Source organism: Streptomyces coerulescens (genome assembly GCF_042657965.1).
Classification (GTDB): Bacteria; Actinomycetota; Actinomycetes; order Streptomycetales; family Streptomycetaceae; genus Streptomyces; species Streptomyces coerulescens.
In genome coordinates, this window is record NZ_JBHSKM010000008.1 from 681,092 (window position 1) to 700,678 (window position 19,587).

The 19,587-nt window shown below is 68.7% G+C and carries 16 protein-coding genes; 1 reads left to right on the forward strand and 15 read right to left on the reverse strand.

Annotation, left to right across the window (positions count from 1 at the left end; genetic code table 11):
* Nucleotides 1-41 precede the first annotated feature (41 nt).
* From nuoN to ACFPQ9_RS17500, 14 genes are read right to left on the reverse strand one after another with little or no spacing between them, the layout of a single operon-like run.
* Nucleotides 42-1,691, reverse strand: coding sequence for an NADH-quinone oxidoreductase subunit NuoN (gene nuoN / locus ACFPQ9_RS17435; protein ID WP_380853662.1), 1,650 nt, complete (start codon nucleotides 1,689-1,691; stop codon nucleotides 42-44).
* A complete protein-coding gene (locus tag ACFPQ9_RS17440) occupies nucleotides 1,688-3,259 on the reverse strand; it encodes an NADH-quinone oxidoreductase subunit M (protein ID WP_380853664.1) in 1,572 nt (523 codons plus the stop codon). The genes nuoN and ACFPQ9_RS17440 overlap by 4 nt, the downstream gene beginning before the upstream one ends.
* Nucleotides 3,260-3,264: 5 nt before the next feature.
* Nucleotides 3,265-5,178 carry an NADH-quinone oxidoreductase subunit L gene (gene nuoL, locus ACFPQ9_RS17445; RefSeq protein ID WP_380853666.1) on the reverse strand — a complete coding sequence of 638 codons (1,914 nt, stop codon included), beginning with the start codon at nucleotides 5,176-5,178 and terminating at the stop codon, nucleotides 3,265-3,267.
* Between the two features lie 15 nt (nucleotides 5,179-5,193).
* Nucleotides 5,194-5,493: an NADH-quinone oxidoreductase subunit NuoK gene (nuoK, locus tag ACFPQ9_RS17450; protein WP_107904232.1), complete on the reverse strand. Its 300-nt coding sequence runs from the start codon at nucleotides 5,491-5,493 to the stop codon at nucleotides 5,194-5,196.
* Entirely contained in the window at nucleotides 5,490-6,332 is an 843-nt protein-coding gene (locus ACFPQ9_RS17455) for an NADH-quinone oxidoreductase subunit J (RefSeq protein WP_380853669.1), read from the reverse strand. The genes nuoK and ACFPQ9_RS17455 overlap by 4 nt, the downstream gene beginning before the upstream one ends.
* On the reverse strand, nucleotides 6,329-6,931 hold the full coding sequence (nuoI, locus tag ACFPQ9_RS17460) for an NADH-quinone oxidoreductase subunit NuoI (RefSeq protein WP_380853671.1): 603 nt from the start codon (nucleotides 6,929-6,931) through the stop codon (nucleotides 6,329-6,331). Before nuoI ends, ACFPQ9_RS17455 begins: the two co-directional genes overlap by 4 nt.
* The gene (nuoH, locus tag ACFPQ9_RS17465; protein WP_380853673.1) at nucleotides 6,924-8,300 is read right to left on the reverse strand and encodes an NADH-quinone oxidoreductase subunit NuoH; all 1,377 of its coding nucleotides are present in this window, start codon (nucleotides 8,298-8,300) and stop codon (nucleotides 6,924-6,926) included. The genes nuoI and nuoH overlap by 8 nt, the downstream gene beginning before the upstream one ends.
* Nucleotides 8,297-10,801 carry an NADH-quinone oxidoreductase subunit G gene (locus ACFPQ9_RS17470; RefSeq protein WP_380853675.1) on the reverse strand — a complete coding sequence of 835 codons (2,505 nt, stop codon included), beginning with the start codon at nucleotides 10,799-10,801 and terminating at the stop codon, nucleotides 8,297-8,299. The genes nuoH and ACFPQ9_RS17470 overlap by 4 nt, the downstream gene beginning before the upstream one ends.
* Nucleotides 10,798-12,147 carry an NADH-quinone oxidoreductase subunit NuoF gene (nuoF, locus tag ACFPQ9_RS17475; RefSeq protein WP_380853677.1) on the reverse strand — a complete coding sequence of 450 codons (1,350 nt, stop codon included), beginning with the start codon at nucleotides 12,145-12,147 and terminating at the stop codon, nucleotides 10,798-10,800. The genes ACFPQ9_RS17470 and nuoF overlap by 4 nt, the downstream gene beginning before the upstream one ends.
* Nucleotides 12,147-13,019, reverse strand: a complete 873-nt coding sequence (nuoE, locus tag ACFPQ9_RS17480) for an NADH-quinone oxidoreductase subunit NuoE (protein WP_380853679.1) — start codon at nucleotides 13,017-13,019, stop codon at nucleotides 12,147-12,149. Before nuoE ends, nuoF begins: the two co-directional genes overlap by 1 nt.
* Nucleotides 13,016-14,338 (reverse strand): NADH-quinone oxidoreductase subunit D, encoded by a 1,323-nt coding sequence (locus ACFPQ9_RS17485; protein ID WP_380853681.1) that lies wholly within the window; start codon nucleotides 14,336-14,338, stop codon nucleotides 13,016-13,018. Before ACFPQ9_RS17485 ends, nuoE begins: the two co-directional genes overlap by 4 nt.
* Complete coding sequence (locus ACFPQ9_RS17490) at nucleotides 14,335-15,096, reverse strand: NADH-quinone oxidoreductase subunit C (protein WP_380853683.1); 762 nt, start codon at nucleotides 15,094-15,096, stop codon at nucleotides 14,335-14,337. The genes ACFPQ9_RS17485 and ACFPQ9_RS17490 overlap by 4 nt, the downstream gene beginning before the upstream one ends.
* Nucleotides 15,093-15,647 (reverse strand): NuoB/complex I 20 kDa subunit family protein, encoded by a 555-nt coding sequence (locus ACFPQ9_RS17495; RefSeq protein WP_018528252.1) that lies wholly within the window; start codon nucleotides 15,645-15,647, stop codon nucleotides 15,093-15,095. Before ACFPQ9_RS17495 ends, ACFPQ9_RS17490 begins: the two co-directional genes overlap by 4 nt.
* Before the next feature lie 15 nt (nucleotides 15,648-15,662).
* Nucleotides 15,663-16,022 (reverse strand): NADH-quinone oxidoreductase subunit A, encoded by a 360-nt coding sequence (locus tag ACFPQ9_RS17500; protein ID WP_030950624.1) that lies wholly within the window; start codon nucleotides 16,020-16,022, stop codon nucleotides 15,663-15,665.
* Nucleotides 16,023-16,735: 713 nt separating this feature from the next.
* Here ACFPQ9_RS17500 and ACFPQ9_RS17505 point away from each other — a divergent pair.
* On the forward strand, nucleotides 16,736-17,569 hold the full coding sequence (locus ACFPQ9_RS17505) for a C40 family peptidase (protein WP_380853686.1): 834 nt from the start codon (nucleotides 16,736-16,738) through the stop codon (nucleotides 17,567-17,569).
* 90 nt (nucleotides 17,570-17,659) lie between these two features.
* On the opposite strand, the gene ACFPQ9_RS17510 is transcribed toward ACFPQ9_RS17505, so the two are convergent.
* Nucleotides 17,660-19,486, reverse strand: a complete 1,827-nt coding sequence (locus ACFPQ9_RS17510; RefSeq protein WP_380853688.1) for an FAD-dependent oxidoreductase — start codon at nucleotides 19,484-19,486, stop codon at nucleotides 17,660-17,662.
* Between the last annotated feature and the right edge of the window lie 101 nt (nucleotides 19,487-19,587).

Below are 19,587 nucleotides of genomic sequence, written 5' to 3' on the forward strand. Positions count from 1 at the left end.
AGGGATGCCGGGCCGCAGCCGTCGTGCACGTGGGTGTCGCGTCAGCGCACGAACACTCCCGCCTGGTTCGCCAGGTCCAGGAAGTACTGCGGCGCCACACCCAGCACCAGCGTGACGGCGACACCGACGCCGATGGCCGTCATCGTCAGCGGCGACGGAACGGCGACCGTCGGGCCCTCGGGCCGCGGCTCGCTGAAGAACATCAGGACGATCACGCGGATGTAGAAGAACGCCGCGATCGCGGACGAGATCACACCGACCACGACCAGCGGTCCCGCCCCGCCCTCCGCCGCCGCCTTGAACACGGCGAACTTCCCGGCGAAGCCGGAGGTCAGCGGGATGCCGGCGAAGGCCAGTAGGAACACCGCGAACACGGCCGCGACCAATGGTGATCGGCGTCCCAGACCGGCCCAGTTGGACAGGTGCGTCGCCTCACCGCCGGCGTCGCGCACCAGCGTCACCACCGCGAAGGCCCCGATCGTCACGAACGAGTACGCGGCCAGGTAGAAGAGGACGGACGACACCCCGTCCGGCGTGGTCGCGATGACACCCGCGAGGATGAACCCCGCGTGCGCGATCGACGAGTACGCCAGCAGGCGCTTGATGTCGGTCTGTGTGATCGCGACGATCGCACCGCCCAGCATGGTGACGATCGCGACGCCCCACATGACCGGCCGCCAGTCCCAGCGCAGGCCGGGCAGCACGACGTACAGGATCCGCAGCAGGGCGCCGAAGGCGGCCACCTTCGTCGCCGCCGCCATGAACCCGGTCACCGGCGTCGGCGCACCCTGGTAGACGTCGGGCGTCCACATGTGGAACGGGACCGCACCCACCTTGAACAGCAGGCCCATCACGATCATCGCCGCGCCGACGAGCAGCAGCGCGTCATTGCCCATGGTGTCCGCGAGCGCCGGGGTGACGTCCGGCACGGTGCCGTCGACGACCTGCGCGATCGTCGCGTACGACACGGAGCCCGCGTACCCGTACAGCATGGCGATGCCGAACAGCGTGAACGCGGAGGCGAAGGCACCCAGCAGGAAGTACTTGACCGCGGCCTCCTGCGACATCAGGCGCTTGCGCCGGGCCAGCGCGCACATCAGGTACAGCGGCAGCGAGAGGACTTCCAGGGCGATGAACAGCGTCAGCAGATCGTTGGCCGCCGGGAAGATCAGCATGCCCGCGACGGCGAACATCAGCAGCGGGAACACCTCGGTGGTGGTGAACCCGGCCTTCACCGCGGCCTTCTCGCTGTCGCTGCCCGGCACGGACGCCGCCTGCGCGGCGAAGGAGTCGACCCGGTTGCCGTGCGCCGCCGGATCGAGCCGCCGTTCGGCGAAGGTGAACAGGCCGACCAGGGCCGCCAGCAGGATCGTGCCCTGGAGGAACAGGGCGGGTCCGTCGACGGCGATCGCGCCCATCGCGGCGATGCCCGACTTGGTCGTGGCGTATCCGCCGGCCGCCAGCGCCACGACCGCGGCGAAGGCGGCGACGAGCGCCACGACGGAGACGAACACCTGGGAGTGGTAGCGCGCCTTGCGCGGCACGACGGCCTCGATCAGCACGCCGACGACCGCCGCACCGACAACGATCAAGGTGGGCGACAGCTGTCCGTACTCGATCTTCGGCGTGTCGATCTTCAAGATCGGGTCGGCCGCGGTTGTCCACAGGCTGTGGACGGCTGATGTGCTCACTTGGCCGCCTCCACCTCGGGCTGAGGATCCTTCTTCTGAACGTCGGACATGGTCTGCTGGACCGCCGGGTTGACGATGTCCGTGAGGGGCTTCGGGTAGACGCCCAGGAAGATCAGTAGTGCGACCAGCGGGGCGACGACCACCAGCTCGCGCACCCTGAGGTCGGGCATCGCGGAGACCTCCGGCTTCACCGGGCCCGTCATCGTCCGCTGGTAGAGGACGAGGACGTACAGCGCGGCGAGCACGATGCCGAAGGTGGCGATGATTCCGATCACCGGGTAGCGCGTGAACGTGCCGACCAGGACCAGGAATTCACTGACGAACGGCGCCAGTCCCGGCAGCGACAGCGTCGCGAGGCCGCCGATCAGGAAGGTGCCGGCGAGCACCGGGGCGACCTTCTGCACACCGCCGTAGTCGGCGATGAGCCGCGAGCCGCGCCGGGAGATCAGGAAGCCCGCCACCAGCATCAGCGCGGCCGTCGAGATCCCGTGGTTGACCATGTAGAGCGTCGCGCCGGACTGGCCCTGGCTGGTCATCGCGAAGATGCCCATGATGATGAAGCCGAAGTGCGAGATCGACGCGTACGCGATCAGGCGCTTCATGTCCCGCTGGCCGACCGCGAGCAGCGCCCCGTAGACGATGCTGATCAGCGCCAGGACGAGGATCGCGGGCGTCGCCCACTTGCTGGCCTCGGGGAACAGCTGGAGGCAGAAGCGGAGCATCGCGAAGGTGCCCACCTTGTCGACGACCGCGGTGATGAGGACGGCGACCGGAGCGGTGGCCTCCCCCATCGCGTTCGGCAGCCAGGTGTGCAGCGGCCACAGCGGCGCCTTCACCGCGAAGGCGAAGAAGAAGCCGAGGAACAGCCAGCGTTCGGTGTTGGTCGCCATGTCCAGCGTGCCGTTGGCACGGGCCTCGGCGATCTCCTGGAGGCTGAAGTTCCCGGCGACCACGTACAGGCCGATCACCGCGGCCAGCATGATCAGACCGCCGACCAGGTTGTAGAGCAGGAACTTCACCGCCGCGTACGACCGTTGCGTCGACGCCGCCTTCTCGCCGTGCTCGTGGGCACGGTCCCCGAAGCCGCCGATGAGGAAGTACATCGGGATGAGCATGGCTTCGAAGAAGATGTAGAAGAGGAAGACGTCGGTGGCCTCGAAGGAGATGATCACCATCGCCTCGACGGCCAGGATCAGGGCGAAGAAGCCCTGGGTGGGCCGCCACCGCTTGCTGCCGGTCTCCAGCGGGTCGGCGTCGTGCCAGCCCGCGAGGATGATGAACGGGATCAGCAGCGCGGTCAGCGCGATCAGCGCGACCGCGATGCCGTCCACCCCGAGTTCGTAGCGGACCCCGAACTCCGCGATCCAGGAGTGGGATTCGGTGAGCTGGTAGCGGTCGCCGTCGGGGTCGAAGCGGACCAGGACGGTGATCGCGAGGGCGAGTGTGCCGAGCGAGACGAGCAGCGCCAGCCATTTGGCTGCCGTACGCTGCGCGGCCGGTACGGCGGCCGTGGCGATCGCCCCGATCGCCGGGAGCACCGCCGTGGCTGTCAGCAGAGGAAAGGACATCGGTATCAGACCGCCCTCATCAGCAGGGTCGCGGCGATGAGGATCGCCACACCTCCGAACATCGAGACCGCGTACGACCGCACGAAGCCGTTCTGGAGCCTGCGCATCCGTCCGGACAGGCCGCCGACGGAGGCCGCCGTGCCGTTGACGACGCCGTCGACCAGGGTGTGGTCGACGTACACCAGGGACCGCGTGAGGTGCTCGCCGCCACGGACGAGGACGACGTGGTTGAAGTCGTCCTGGTACAGGTCGCGCCGGGCGGCCCGGGTGAGCACCGACCCGCGCGGGGCGACGGCGGGGACCGGGCGGCGGCCGTACTGGCCGTAGGCGATGGCGACGCCGATGACCATGCACGCGACGGTCGCGCCGGTGATGGCTCCCGCGCTGAGCGGCGCGTGGCCGTGGTCGTGCCCGGTGATCGGCTCCAGCCAGTGGATGAAGCGGTCGCCGATGCTGAAGAACGCGCCGGCGGCGACCGACCCGACGGCCAGCACGATCATGGGGATCGTCATGACCTTGGGCGACTCGTGCGGATGCGGCTCGTTGCCGTTCTCGTCCGGCTGCCAGCGCTTCTCGCCGAAGAACGTCATCAGCATCACGCGCGTCATGTAGAACGCGGTGATCGCGGCGCCCAGCAGCGCACAGCCGCCGAGGATCCAGCCCTCGGTGCCGCCCTTGGCGAACGCCGCCTCGATGATCTTGTCCTTGGAGAAGAAGCCGGACAGACCGGGGAAGCCGATGATCGCGAGGTAGCCGAGGCCGAAGGTGACGAAGGTGACCGGCATGTACTTGCGCAGGCCGCCGTACTTGCGCATGTCGACCTCGTCGTTCATGCCGTGCATGACCGAACCGGCGCCGAGGAACAGCCCGGCCTTGAAGAAGCCGTGTGTCACCAGGTGCATGATCGCGAAGACGTAGCCGATCGGGCCGAGGCCGGCGGCGAGGACCATGTAGCCGATCTGCGACATGGTCGAGCCGGCGAGCGCCTTCTTAATGTCATCCTTCGCGCAACCGACAATGGCACCGAACAGGAGCGTGACGGCGCCGACGATCGTGACGACCAGCTGTGCGTCGGGCGCGGCGTTGAAGATGGCGCCGGAGCGGACGATCAGGTAGACGCCCGCGGTCACCATCGTCGCGGCGTGGATGAGGGCCGAGACCGGGGTCGGGCCCTCCATCGCGTCCCCGAGCCAGGACTGCAGCGGTACCTGGGCGGACTTGCCGCACGCGGCGAGCAGCAGCATCAGGCCGATCGCGGTGAGCTTGCCCTCGCTGGCGTCCCCGACCATGCCGGGCTCCCCCTCGCCGCCGAGCAGCGGCCCGAAGGCGAAGGTGCCGAACCACAGGAACATCAGCATGATCGCGATGGACAGGCCCATGTCGCCGACGCGGTTGACCAGGAAGGCCTTCTTCGCGGCGGTGGCGGCGCTGGGCTTGTGCTGCCAGAAGCCGATCAGCAGGTAGGAGGCGAGACCGACGCCCTCCCAGCCGACGTACAGCAGCAGGTAGTTGTCGGCGAGGACCAGCAGCAGCATCGCCGCGAGGAACAGGTTCAGATAGCCGAAGAAGCGGCGGCGCCGCTCGTCGTGCTCCATGTACCCGACCGAGTACAGGTGGATCAGCGAGCCGACGCCGGTGATCAGCAGCACGAACGTCATCGACAGCTGGTCCAGGCGGAAGGCGACGTCCGCCTGGAAGCTCTCGACCTGGATCCAGCTGAACAGGTGCTGGGTCAGGGTCCGCTGTTCGGGGTCCTTGCCCAGCAGGTCGGCGAAGAGGACCACGCCGAAGGCGAAGGAGACGAAGGACAGGAGCGTGCCGAGCCACTGGCCGACGGCGTCCAGACGCCGGCCGCCGCACAGCAGTACGGCCGCTCCGAGCAAGGGCGCCGCGATCAGCAGCGCAATCAGGTTCTCCACGTTTCTTCCGACCCCTCAGAGCTTCATCAGGCTGGCGTCGTCGACCGAGGCCGAGTGGCGGGAACGGAACAGCGACACGATGATCGCCAGCCCGACGACGACCTCCGCAGCGGCCACGACCATCGTGAAGAAGGCGATGATCTGGCCGTCGAGATTGCCGTGCATCCGGGAGAAGGCGACGAGCGTCAGGTTGCAGGCGTTGAGCATGAGCTCGATGCACATGAACACGACGATCGCGTTGCGCCTGATCAGCACGCCGGTGGCGCCGATCGTGAACAACAGGGCCGCGAGGTAGATGTAGTTGACCGGGTTCACTTCGACGCCTCCTCCGGCCGCTTGAAGGTCGACGGCTCGATCGCGGTCCGCTCCAGCCGCTCCTCCGCGCGCTGCTCCAGCGCCCGCAGATCGTTGAGCGCCTCGGTGGAGACGTCACGGATCTGGCCGCGCTCGCGCAGCGTCTTGCTGACCGTGAGGTCGGAGGGGGTGCCGTCGGGCAGCAGGCCCGCGATGTCCACGGCGTTGTGCCGGGCGTACACGCCAGGGGCCGGCAGCGGCGGCACGTGCTTGCCTTCGCGGATGCGCTCCTCGGACAGCTCCCGCTGGGTCTTGGCGCGCTCGGTACGCTCGCGGTGCGTGAGCACCATTGCGCCGATGGCGGCCGTGATCAGCAGGGCGCCGGTGATCTCGAAGGCGAAGACGTACTTGGTGAAGATGAGGGCGGCGAGGCCCTCCACATTGCCGTTCGCGTTCGCCTGGGCGAGACCGTTGAACTCCGTGACGGAGGCGTTCCCGATGCCCGCGATCAGCAGGATGCCGAAGCCGAGGCCGCAGAGAAGGGCCAGCCAGCGCTGACCCTTGATGGTCTCCTTCAGGGAGTCCGCCGCCGTCACGCCGACCAGCATCACCACGAACAGGAACAGCATCATGATCGCGCCGGTGTAGACGACGATCTGCACGATGCCCAGGAAGTAGGCACCGTTGGCGAGGTAGAAGACAGCCAGGACGATCATGGTCCCGGCCAGGCACAGCGCGCTGTGCACCGCCTTCTTCATGAATACGGTGCACAGGGCGCCGATGACGGCCACGGTGCCGAGCATCCAGAACTGGACGGCCTCTCCGGTGGAGGTGGAGTAGGCGGCGAGCTGCGCGGTCATGCCTCCACCTCCTGTTCCTCGGGCTTCTCTCCCTTGGAGACGGCGACCTGGGGCTCCGTACCGGGAGCCGCCTCGGTCACCAGCCCCCGGTAGTAGTCCTGTTCGTCGGTCCCCGGGTAGATCGCGTGGGGCGTGTCGACCATGCCGTCCTCGAGACCGGCGAGCAGCTGCTCCTTGGTGTAGATGAGGTTGGCGCGGCTGGAGTCCGCGAGCTCGAACTCGTTGGTCATCGTGAGCGCGCGCGTGGGGCACGCCTCGATGCACAGACCGCACAGGATGCAGCGGGCGTAGTTGATCTGGTAGACGCGCCCGTACCGCTCGCCCGGCGAGTAGCGCTCCTCTTCGGTGTTGTCGGCGCCCTCTACATAGATGGCGTCGGCGGGGCAGGCCCAGGCGCACAGCTCGCAGCCGACGCACTTCTCCAAGCCGTCCGGATGGCGGTTGAGCTGGTGCCGTCCGTGGAAGCGGGGAGCGGTGGTCTTCTGCTGCTCCGGGTACTGCTCGGTCAGCCGCTTCTTGAACATGGCCTTGAAGGTCACGCCGAAGCCTGCGACGGGGTTCATGAAACCGGGCTTGGTCTCCTTGGGTTCCTCAGCCATCGGACGCCTCCTTTCCATCCGTAGAACCACTCAGAGGTCCGTCACTCTGAGTATCGGGCCCACCACTGACAATCAGCTCTCGCTCGCGGCGCGAGGGGCGGCGCGGCACCGGCGGCAACTCCTGCCCCGGCAGCGGCGGTACGGGGAATCCGCCCGCCATCGCGTCGAACGCGGCCGGTTCCTCGGCGGCTCCCTCGGCGCCCTTCGCCTTCTCGCGGAACATGTCGGCGATGAAGGAGAGCAGGAGCAGCGCGAGGACGCCGCCGCCGACGTAGAGGGCGATGTCGGCGAAGTCGTAGTTCTCGTTGCGCAGGGTCCGTACGGTCGCGACGAGCATCAGCCAGACGACGGAGACCGGGATGAGGACCTTCCAGCCGAGCTTCATCAGCTGGTCGTAGCGCACGCGTGGGAGCGTGCCGCGCAGCCAGATGAAGAAGAACAGCAGCAGCTGGACCTTGATCACGAACCACAGGAGCGGCCACCAGCCGTGGTTGGCGCCCTCCCAGAAGGTGCTGACCGGATACGGCGCGCGCCAGCCGCCCAGGAAGAGCGTCACCGACACCGCCGAGACCGTCACCATGTTCACGTACTCGGCGAGCATGAACATCGCGAACTTGATCGACGAGTACTCGGTGTTGAAGCCGCCCACCAGGTCGCCCTCGGACTCCGGCATGTCGAAGGGAGCGCGGTTGGTCTCACCGACCATGGTCACGATGTAGATCAGGAAGGACACCGGCAGCAGCACGATGTACCAGCGGTCCTGCTGTGCCTCGACGATCGCCGAGGTCGACATCGAACCGGAGTAGAGGAACACCGAGGCGAAGGCGGCGCCCATCGCGATCTCGTAGGAGATCATCTGCGCGCAGGAACGCAGGCCACCGAGCAGCGGGTAGGTGGATCCGGAACTCCAACCCGCGAGGACGATGCCGTAGATGCCGACCGAGGCGACCGCGAGGATGTAGAGCATCGCGATCGGCAGGTCGGTGAGCTGCATCGTGGTGCGCTGACCGAAGATCGAGATCTCGTTGCCGGCCGGGCCGAAGGGGATCACCGCGATCGCCATGAAGGCCGGGATGGCCGCGACGATCGGTGCGAGGACGTAGACGACCTTGTCCGCGCGTTTGACGATGACGTCTTCCTTCAGCATCAGCTTGATGCCGTCGGCGAGCGACTGGAGCATGCCCCAGGGGCCGTGCCGGTTGGGCCCGATGCGCAGCTGCATCCAGGCGACGACCTTGCGCTCCCAGACGATGGAGAACAGCACGGTCACCATCAGGAAGGCGAAGCAGAACACCGCCTTGATGACGACCAGCCACCAGGGGTCGCGGCCGAACATCGAGAGGTCTTCAGCGGCGAGGAAAGGGCTCATGCCTCCACCTCCTCGGGGGCCTCGGACGCGAGGGTCGCCGGGCCGATGCGGACGAGTGAGCCGGGCAGCGCCCCGGTGTCGGAGGCGACGCCGCCGCCCACGGAATTCAGCGGCAGCCACACCACCCGGTCGGGCATCTCGGTGATCCGCAGCGGCAGTTCGACCGCTCCGGAGGGGCCGGTGACGGCGAGGACGTCGCCGTCCTTCACCCCGGCCTCGGCGGCGGTGGCGGCCGACACGCGCGCGTGGGCGGCGTGCCGGGTCCCGGCCAGCGCCTCGTCGCCCTCCTGGAGACGGCCCTGGTCGAGCAGCAGCCGATGCCCGGCGAGGACGGCCTCGCCGGCGGCAGGCCGCGGCGACGGGGCGGCGGTCTGGAAGGGCTCGGTGGCCCTCGGTCCGTCCCAGGGTCCGAGCCGGTCGATCTCCGCGCGCGTGGTGCGCAGATCGGGCAGGCCCAGGTGTACGTCCATGGCGTCGGCCAGCATCTGCAGCACGCGCGCGTCGGTCGGAGCCAGGCGGCGGGTCATCTGGTCGGGCTTGAGCGCGGCCTCGAAGAAGCGCACCCTGCCCTCCCAGTTGAGGAAGGTGCCGGCCTTCTCGGCGACCGCGGCGACCGGCAGGACCACGTCGGCGAGTTCGGTCACCTCACCGGGCCGCAGTTCCAGCGACACCACGAAGCCGACCTCGCCGAGCGCCTCACGCGCGCGTGCCGGGTCGGGCAGGTCGGCGACCTCGACGCCCGCGACCAGCAGGGCCTGGAGTTCGCCGGTCGCGGCGGCCTCGACGATCTGGCCGGTGTCGCGGCCGTAGCGCAGCGGGAGTTCGGCCAGGCCCCAGACGGCGGCGACCTCCTCACGCGCGCGTGGGTCGGTCGCGGGACGTCCGCCCGGCAGCAGCGACGGCAGCGCGCCGGCCTCGACGGCACCGCGCTCGCCCGCCCGGCGCGGGATCCACACCAGCTCGGCGCCGGTCGCGGTCGCGGCCCGTACTGCGGCGGTGAGCCCGCCCGCGACGGCCGCCAGTCGTTCGCCGACGACGATCACCGAGCCCTCGGTGCGCAGCGCCTCGGAGGCCTGTGCGCCGGCCTCGTCCAGGCCGACGCCGCTCGCGAGTGCGTCCAGCCACTCGGTCTCGGTGCCGGGAGCGGCCGGCAGCAGCGTTCCGCCCGCCTTCTCCAGGCCGCGTGTCGCGTGCGTGGCGAGCGAGAAGACCTTCTGGCCGTGCTTGCGCCAGGCCTTGCGCAGCCGCAGGAAGATCCCGGGCGCCTCCTCCTCGGCCTCGAACCCGGCCAGCAGGACGGCCGGTGCCTTCTCCAGGGAGGTGTACGTGGCACCCGTACCGTCGAGGTCGCGGCCGTGACCGGCGACCCGCGCGGCGAGGAAGTCGGCCTCCTCGCCGCTGTGCACACGCGCGCGGAAGTCGATGTCGTTGGTGTCGAGCGCCACGCGCGCGAACTTGCTGTACGCGTAGGCGTCCTCGACGGTGAGCCGGCCGCCGGTCAGCACGCCGGTGCGGCCGCGGGAGGCGAGCAGGCCCTGCGCGGCGATCTGCAGTGCCTCCGGCCAGGAAGCCGGCTCCAGGTCGCCCTCCGCGTTGCGCACCAGCGGTGTCTGGAGCCGGTCGCGCTGCTGGGCGTAGCGGAAGCCGAACCGGCCCTTGTCGCAGATCCACTCCTCGTTGACCTCGGGGTCGTCGGCCGCGAGGCGGCGCATGACCTTGCCGCGCCGGTGGTCGGTGCGGGTGGCGCAGCCGCCGGAGCAGTGCTCGCACACGCTCGGGGACGACACGAGGTCGAAGGGGCGGGAGCGGAACCGGTACGCCGCCGAGGTGAGCGCGCCGACCGGGCAGATCTGGATGGTGTTGCCGGAGAAGTACGACTCGAAGGGGTCGCCCTCACCGGTGCCGACCTGCTGGAGCGCGCCCCGCTCCAGGAGTTCGATCATCGGGTCGCCTGCGACCTGGTTGGAGAACCGGGTGCAGCGGGCGCACAGCACGCACCGTTCGCGGTCGAGCAGCACCTGCGTGGAGATCGGGACGGGCTTCTCGAACGTCCGCTTGCGGCCCTCGAAGCGGGACTCGGCGTGTCCGTGCGACATGGCCTGGTTCTGCAGAGGGCACTCGCCGCCCTTGTCGCAGACCGGGCAGTCCAGCGGGTGGTTGATGAGCAGGAGCTCCATCACACCCTTCTGGGCCTTCTCCGCGACCGGCGAGGTGAGGTGCGTCTTGACGACCATGCCGTCGGTGCACGTGATCGTGCAGGACGCCATCGGCTTGCGCTGGCCCTCGACCTCGACGATGCACTGGCGGCAGGCGCCGGCCGGGTCGAGGAGGGGGTGGTCGCAGAAGCGGGGGATCTCGATGCCCAGCTGCTCGGCGGCGCGGATGACCAGGGTGCCCTTGGGCACGCTGATCTCGACGCCGTCGATGGTCAGCGAGACGAGATCTTCCGGCGGGACCGCCGCCTCTCCCCCGCCCGAGGGAGCGTTGGTGGTCACGGTCATGCGTTCACCTCCGTGCGGGAGTCGGCCCAGACCGTCGACTTGGCCGGGTCGAAGGGGCAGCCACGGCCCGTGATGTGCTGCTCGTACTCCTCGCGGAAGTACTTCAGCGAGGAGAAGATCGGCGAGGCGGCGCCGTCGCCGAGGGCGCAGAACGACTTGCCGTTGATGTTGTCGGCGATGTCGTTCAGCTTGTCGAGGTCGCTCATGACGCCCTTGCCGGCCTCGATGTCGCGCAGCAACTGCACGAGCCAGTACGTGCCTTCACGGCAGGGCGTGCACTTGCCGCAGGACTCGTGGGCGTAGAACTCGGTCCAGCGGGTGACGGCCCGCACGACGCAGGTCGTCTCGTCGAAGCACTGCAGCGCCTTGGTGCCGAGCATGGAACCGGCGGCGCCCACGCCCTCGTAGTCGAGGGGGACGTCGAGATGTTCGTCGGTGAACATCGGCGTGGAGGAGCCGCCCGGCGTCCAGAACTTCAGGCGGTGGCCGGGGCGCATCCCGCCGCTCATTTCGAGGAGCTGGCGCAGCGTGATGCCGAGCGGGGCCTCGTACTGACCGGGGTTCGCAACATGGCCGCTGAGCGAGTAGAGCGTGAAGCCCGGGGACTTCTCGCTGCCCATCGAGCGGAACCATTCTTTGCCCCGGTGCAGGATCGCGGGAACCGACGCGATCGACTCGACGTTGTTCACAACAGTCGGGCAGGCGTAGAGACCTGCCACCGCGGGGAAGGGGGGACGCAGCCGCGGTTGTCCACGGCGGCCTTCGAGCGAGTCGAGCAGCGCGGTCTCCTCACCGCAGATGTACGCGCCGGCGCCGGCGTGCACGGTGAGCTCGAGATCGAGGCCGCTGCCCAGGATGTTCTCGCCGAGGAAGCCCGCCGCGTAGGCCTCGCGCACGGCCTCGTGCAACCGCCGCAACACGGGGACGACTTCACCACGCAGATAGATGAAGGCATGCGAAGACCTGATGGCGTAACACGCGATGACGATGCCCTCGATGAGGCTGTGCGGGTTCGCGAAGAGGAGCGGGATGTCCTTGCACGTCCCGGGCTCCGATTCGTCGGCGTTGACAACTAGATAGTGCGGTTTTCCATCACCCTGCGGAATGAACTGCCATTTCATTCCCGTCGGGAATCCCGCGCCGCCGCGCCCGCGCAGACCGGAGTCCTTGACGTACGCGATCAGGTCGTCCGGCGACATGGCGAGCGCCTTGCGGAGCCCCTCGTACCCTTCGTGCCTTCGGTAGACGTCCAGCGTCCAGGACCTGTCCTCGTCCCAGAAGGCCGACAGCACGGGTGCGAGCAGCTTCTCGGGGCTGTTTTCCTTCAGCTCTGGTGCCAACGTCATCACTCCCCCTCCTCGGCGACAGGCCCTGCCGGGTGGGCGGGGTCGGATGCCGACGTCTCATGCGGCGCGTCGTGCGAACTGAGGTGCTCGGCCGGCGAGGGCTCGTGCACCGCCCTGTCCTGCGGCTCGTCGTGCGGGCCGCCGTCGCGCGGATGGACCACGCGCGCGGGTGCGGTCTCTCCCTTGGCCAGGCGGAGGCCCACCAGCGAGGCCGGTCCCGCACTGCCGCTCTCCTCGACGGCCCCGGGCCGCTCGTCGGGGAAGCCGGCCAGGATCCGCGCGGTCTCCTTGAAGGTGCACAGCCGCGCCCCGCGCGTCGGCTCGACGTCCCGCCCCGAGCGCAGGTCGTCGACGAGGCGCTTGGCGCTCGCGGGGGTCTGGTTGTCGAAGAACTCCCAGTTGACCATCACGACCGGCGCGAAGTCGCAGGCGGCGTTGCACTCGATGTGCTCCAGGGTGACCTTGCCGTCACCGGTGGTCTCGCCGTTGCCGATGCCCAGGTGCTCCTGGAGCTCCTCGAAGATCGCGTCGCCGCCCATGACCGCGCACAGCGTGTTGGTGCAGACGCCGACCTGGTAGTCACCGCTCGGCTTGCGCCGGTACATGGTGTAGAAGGTGGCGACCGCGGTGACCTCGGCCGTGGTCAGTTCCAGTACGTCCGCGCAGAACTGCATCCCGGTGCGCGTGACATGGCCCTCCTCCGCCTGCACGAGGTGCAGCAACGGCAGGAGGGCGGAACGGGAGTCCGGGTAGCGGGCGATGATCTCGCGCGCGTCACGCTCAAGTCGTTCCCGAACGTCGTCCGGGTACGCGGGCGCGGGCAGTGCGGGCATGCCCAGGCTGACGCCCCGCTCGGAAGAAGAGGTGGTCACCGGTCGACGCCTCCCATCACGGGGTCGATGGACGCGACGGCGACGATGACGTCGGCGACCTGGCCGCCCTCGCACATCGCTGCCATGGCCTGAAGGTTGGTGAAGGACGGGTCGCGGAAGTGGACCCGGAAGGGGCGGGTGCCGCCGTCGGACACGGCGTGCACACCGAGCTCGCCCTTGGGCGACTCGACGGCCGCGTACGCCTGTCCCGCCGGGACCCGGAAGCCCTCGGTGACCAGCTTGAAGTGGTGGATCAGGGCCTCCATGGAGGTGCCCATGATCTTCTTGATGTGGTCGAGGGAGTTGCCGAGTCCGTCGGGGCCCAGGGCGAGCTGGGCGGGCCAGGCGATCTTCTTGTCGGCGACCATGACCGGTCCCGGCTGGAGCCGGTCCAGGCACTGCTCGACGATCCCGAGCGACTGGCGCATCTCCTCCAGGCGGATCAGGAAGCGCCCGTAGGAGTCGCAGGTGTCGGCGGTCGGGACCTCGAAGTCGTACGTCTCGTAGTCGCAGTACGGCTGCGTCTTGCGCAGGTCGTGCGGGAGACCGGTGGAGCGCAGGATCGGGCCTGTCGCGCCGAGGGCCATGCAGCCGGCCAGGTCGAGATAGCCGACGTCCTGCATGCGGGCCTTGAAGATGGGGTTCCCGGTGGCGAGCTTGTCGTACTCCGGGAGGTTCTTCTTCATCTTCTTCACGAACTCGCGGATCTGGTCCACCGCGCCGGGCGGCAGGTCCTGGGCGAGTCCGCCGGGCCGGATGTACGCGTGGTTCATGCGCAGGCCGGTGACCAGCTCGTAGATGTCGAGAATCATTTCACGATCACGGAATCCGTAGATCATGATCGTGGTGGCGCCGAGCTCCATGCCGCCGGTGGCGATGCACACCAGGTGGGAGGAGAGCCGGTTCAGCTCCATCAGGAGCACCCGGATGATCTTGGCGCGCTCGGTGATCTGGTCCTCGATGCCGAGGAGCTTCTCGACGGCGAGACAGTAGGCGGTCTCGTTGAAGAAGGACGTCAGGTAATCCATGCGCGTCACGAACGTGGTGCCCTGCGTCCAGGTCCGGTACTCGAGGTTCTTCTCGATGCCGGTGTGGAGGTAGCCGATGCCGCAGCGGGCCTCGGTGACGGTCTCGCCGTCGATCTCCAGGATCAGGCGGAGCACTCCGTGGGTGGAGGGGTGCTGCGGGCCCATGTTGAGGACGATGCGCTCGTCGTCGGCACGGGCCGCGGCCTCGACGACCTCGTCCCAGTCGCCACCGGTGACCGTGTATACGGTGCCCTCGGTGGTCTCACGGGCGGATGCTGACTGCGTGCTCACGAGTACGACCTCCGCTGGTCCGGAGCCGGGATCTGGGCGCCCTTGTACTCGACGGGGATGCCGCCGAGGGGGTAGTCCTTGCGCTGCGGGTGGCCCTGCCAGTCGTCCGGCATCATGATCCGCGTCAGGGCGGGGTGACCGTCGAAGACGATGCCGAAGAAGTCGTAGGTCTCGCGCTCGTGCCAGTCGTTGGTCGGATAGACGGAGACCAGCGACGGGACGTGCGGGTCGCTGTCGGGGGCGCTGACTTCGAGGCGGATCAGCCGGTTGTGGGTGATCGAGCGCAGGTGGTAGACGGCGTGCAGTTCCCGGCCCTTGTCGCTCGGGTAGTGGACGCCGCTGACCCCGGTGCACAGTTCGAAGCGCAGGGCCGGGTCGTCGCGCAGGGTGCGGGCGACGCGGAGCAGGTGCTCGCGTTCGATGTGGAAGGTGATCTCGTCCCGGTCGACGACCGTCTTCTCGATGGCGTTGCCGGGCAGGAGGCCCTGTTCCTCCAGCGCGCCCTCGAGTTCGTCGGCGACCTCGTCGAACCAGCCGCCGTAGGGGCGGCTCGCCGGGCCCGGGAGCCGGACCGAGCGGACGAGGCCGCCGTAGCCGGAGGTGTCGCCGCCGTTGTTGGCGCCGAACATACCGCGCTGGACGCGGATCTCCTCGCCGCCCTGGCCGCGCTGGCCCGGGAGGTTGGAGGCGGAGAGGTCCTTCTCGGGGTTGACCCCGTTGGACCCGTTCGCCCCGTTGGTGCCGTTCGCGTCGCTCACCGCAGCAGCCCCTTCATCTCGATCGTGGGCAGGGCCTTGAGCGCCGCTTCCTCCGCCTCACGGGCCGCTTCTTCGGCGTTCACGCCGAGCTTGGAGGACTGGATCTTCTGGTGGAGCTTGAGGATGGCGTCCATCAGCATCTCGGGCCGTGGCGGGCAGCCCGGCAGATAGATGTCGACCGGGACGATGTGGTCGACGCCCTGCACGATCGCGTAGTTGTTGAACATGCCGCCCGAGGAGGCGCAGACCCCCATGGAGATCACCCACTTGGGGTTCGGCATCTGGTCGTAGACCTGCCTGAGCACCGGCGCCATCTTCTGGCTGACCCGGCCGGCGACGATCATCAGGTCGGCCTGGCGCGGGGATCCGCGGAAGACCTCCATGCCGAAGCGCGCCAGGTCGTAGCGGCCGGCGCCGGTGGTCATCATCTCGATGGCACAGCAGGCGAGGCCGAAGGTGGCCGGGAAGACGGACGACTTGCGCACCCAGCCCGCGGCCTGCTCGACGGTGGTCAGCAGGAATCCGCTCGGCAGCTTTTCTTCGAGTCCCATGTCTTTAAAGGCCCCTCAGTCCCATTCCAGGCCGCCGCGCCGCCATACGTACGCGTACGCGACGAAGACGGTGAGCACGAAGAGCAGCATCTCCACGAGCCCGAAAATCCCCAGGGAGTCGAAGGTGACGGCCCAGGGGTAGAGGAAGACGATCTCGATATCGAAGATGATGAAGAGCATCGCCGTCAGGTAGTACTTGATCGGGAAGCGCCCGCCACCGGCCGGCGTGGGGGTCGGCTCGATACCGCACTCATAAGCCTCGAGCTTGGCCCGGTTGTACCGCTTCGGACCGATCAGCGTGGCCATGACCACGGAGAAGATCGCAAAGCCTGCCCCGAGGGCTCCCAGTACGAGGATGGGCGCATAGGCGTTCACCGCTCCTCGCTCCTCTCAGTCGGCACTGACTGCTGGCGGTTGCACTGGGCTCACAGCCGCCCCACCGGTCCCACGAGCCCCGCTCGTCCCGGCGAAGATCGAGAACATGTGAAGCAGGTCACAAGCCCAACTGCCTCGCATCTTATGCCCGCCGCTCTGTGATCTGCGACACGGGGTATTGCACAAGCTTTGTGATCTCCACCACCTGACGAAGGATCATGAACACGGATGAGCGGTGATCTTCGCACGAGAAGCGTCCGAGTGATCACCAGAGGTGACATTTTCGCTCGTCGGTGCAGCTCGGAGGGGGCGTCTCCATATCAAGAGAGTTCTCTTGCATGCAAATTGGTGCTGGACCGGATGAGTTGGTAGAGGACCCCGTTCACACATCAGAGGGAGAGCCGGGAGCGGATGTGGACGCGTGCACGCGTTCACGAGCGACGGTGGTCGCGATTCACGCACCGGACGCGCACGGACTCGTAACCGTTGCGTGACCTCCGCCACATCGATGAGAGACCTCTGAGAACCGGGCTTGGCCACCGGTCCCAACAGGTGGTAGGCGAAGAGCAATTCGGACTTAATGATGAAAGCCCGTGATCACGGGCAGGAAACGAGCGCCCGCAATGTCCGTTACGGCGTCAATAAAGGGTGACGCGGGCGAATTTCGGGCCGCCGATTGAACAACTGTGGCGCAGCCCACGTTTCTTGAAGGTATGGAGGAGCCCCTGATACCCGTTGTTCTCATGTCCCACACCGCTCACATACGCAGCCACCGGAAGCCCCGCCGCACCGCAACGTCGACCATCGCGATGCGCGCCGGAGTTGCCGGTGGCGTCCTCAGCATGGCAGCGGCTGGCGCAGCGGCCACGGCGAACGCCGCCGAGCCGGTGACGCAGACCATCGAACTGCCCACCCTCACGGGTGACCTGGCGGACCAGCTCGCCCAGTCCGCCGACGCCACGCAGCTGGCAGCGGCGAACTACGAGCTCGACGCCGAGCGTGACGCGGCCGCCGCCGCGGCCGCCAAGGAGGCCAAGAAGGACCTCGCGGAGGCCAAGAAGAAGGCCGAGGCGAAGAAGAAGGCCGAGGAGGCCCGCAGGGCCGCCGCCGAGGAGGCCGCCTCCCGCAGCTCCGAGCGGACCACCCTGTCCGCCTCCGCGGGCACCAGCACGGACGTGTCCGCTCCCGCCAGCGGCAGCGTCGGCACCGTCATCGCCTTCCTCAAGGCGCAGCTGGGCGACGCGTACGTCATGGGCGCGACCGGCCCCAACGCGTGGGACTGCTCCAGCCTGGTCCAGGCCGCGTACAAGCAGGTCGGTGTCGACCTGCCGCGCGTCTCGCAGGACCAGTCGATGTCCGGCACCGACATTCCGCTCTCGCAGGTCCAGGTCGGCGACATCCTCTACTGGGGCGGCAAGGGTTCCGCTTACCATGTGGGCGTCTACATCGGTAACGGCCAGTACCTGGACGCGGCCAACCCCTCCAAGGGCGTCGTCATCCAGGACCTGTCCGGCTACCCGGCGTCGGGTGCGGTGCGCGTGCTCTGACGCGAGCCGTACAGCACTGGCGTACGGAAGGGGCCGCAGCCGCTCGGGGGCAGCGGCCCCTCCGTCCTGTTCGTGGCGCCCTCGCGATGGCTATCCGAGGTCGAAGGTGTTGGGCAGGCCCAGCTTGTAGCGCACCTCGTCGATCCGCTTGAGGGGCTCCAGCTCCGGGGGCCGGTACAGCTCCCAGATCTCACAGCGCTCGGTATCCGAATTGTCCGCGTCCAGGAGCGCGTTGACCGCGAGGCGGGCCGACTCGTTGGCGCCCTCCATCGTCGCGAGGTCGACGTCGGTACGGACGTAGTCGCCCGCGAGGAAGAAGTTCGGGACCTTCGTGCGGGCCGTGGGGCGGTTGTAGAGCGTGCCCGTGGGGTGAATGAGGAGCTGTTCGCGGTTCTGCGGGTCGGGGCCGCCCAGACCCGTCACCGCCGGGTCCATGAACCAGCCCAGGCGGTCCTCGTCCCGGAGCACCGTCTTGCCGGCGTCGTTGAGGCCGTCCTTCAGCTGGGCCCAGAGCTCCGCGACGACCTCTTCCTTGGTGCACTCCTTGGCCGTCTTGCCGTACAGGATGCCCGGCTTGTCCCACTCCGAGACGATGGCGGAGAGACAGTCCCGGGCGCGTCCGTCGCCGTAGTCGCCGGAGAAGTCCCGTCCGGCCCAGAACTGGGCCTGGCCCACGCCGGTCACCGACCAGGGTGAGTCGAGGCAGTTGATGTGGCCGTGCACGACCGGGGTGGGGGTGCGCAGGTAGAACATCACGCCGGTCATCCAGTCGGCCTGGAGGGCGTCGCAGCGGGCCAGCTGCGGGTCGGCCGCGCGAAGGGCGGGGCCCCAGGTGCCGCGCGCGTGCTCGACGGGGAGGGCGGAGACGTAGTGGTCGGCGGTGACGGTACGTTCGTGGCCGCCGTCGCGGTCCGAGACGCGGACGCCGGTGACGCGGCCGCCGGCGTAGCCGACTTCGCGGACCTGGGTGCCGAGGGCGAACTCGACGCCGAGGGAGCGCAGGTGGGTCTCCCAGGGGTCGATCCAGGCCTCGCTGGTGGGGGCGTCGAGGACACGGTCGATGTCGGCGTCGCCGTCCATGCCTCGGCCGAGCAGCCCCCACAGGAGCAGGGCCTCGATGATCACGCGGCCGACGGTCCGGGTGGAGGCGACCTCCGCGCGCGTGGCGACCAGATTGCGGGTCTGGCCGATGCCGAGGACGGTCCGGTACTCCTCGCTCATGTCCTCGGCGCGGATGAAGTCCCACCACGAGACCTTCTCCCAGTGCTCCTCGCGGCGGGCGTCGCAACTGGTGAGGTGGACCAGGAGACGGTCGGCGAAGTAGGCGACCTCGTGGGAGGGCAGGCGGGTGCCGAGCTCAAGCACCGACAGGAGCTGGTCGCGGATCCAGCCGAGGGTGAGGTCGCCGGGGCGCGGCGGGGTGGTGGCGCGGCGCAGCGGGAAGTGCAGGTCGGCGCGGCCGCCGGAGCGGGCGAACAGGGCCTCGGTGCCGCTGACGAGGTTGTCGTGGACGCCGTGCGCGTTGCCGGGGACGGGGATGCGGCGCATGGTGCCGGGCAGGTTCCGGTAGAAGCCGGGGAAGAAGCGGAAGCCGTGCTCGGCGGGGAGGTCGGCGCGGCCGCCGGCCGCTGTTCCGGGGACGGGCATCGAGCGGGCCTTGCCGCCGAGGGCGTCGTAGTACTCGTAGACGGTGACGGCGTAGCCGCGTTCGGCGAGTTCGTGGGCGGCGCTCAGACCGGAGACTCCGCCGCCGAGGACGGCGACGCGTTTGCCCGTGGCGGCCCGGGCGGGGCCGGCGGGCCATAAGGCGACGGCGCCGGCCACCGAGCCGGCGCCGGCCAGGAAGCGTCTGCGGGTGTGGCCGGACGGTGTGTGACCTGTCTGCTCCTGGGGCTTGTGCGCATGTTCTGTTGTCATGAGACCCGGAGGGTAGGGAGGGTCCGCGCAGGCCGGAAGGTTGTTTCGCGCCCGGCCACAGCATCCTCACAACCCGCGACGACACAACGACGGAAAGGGAG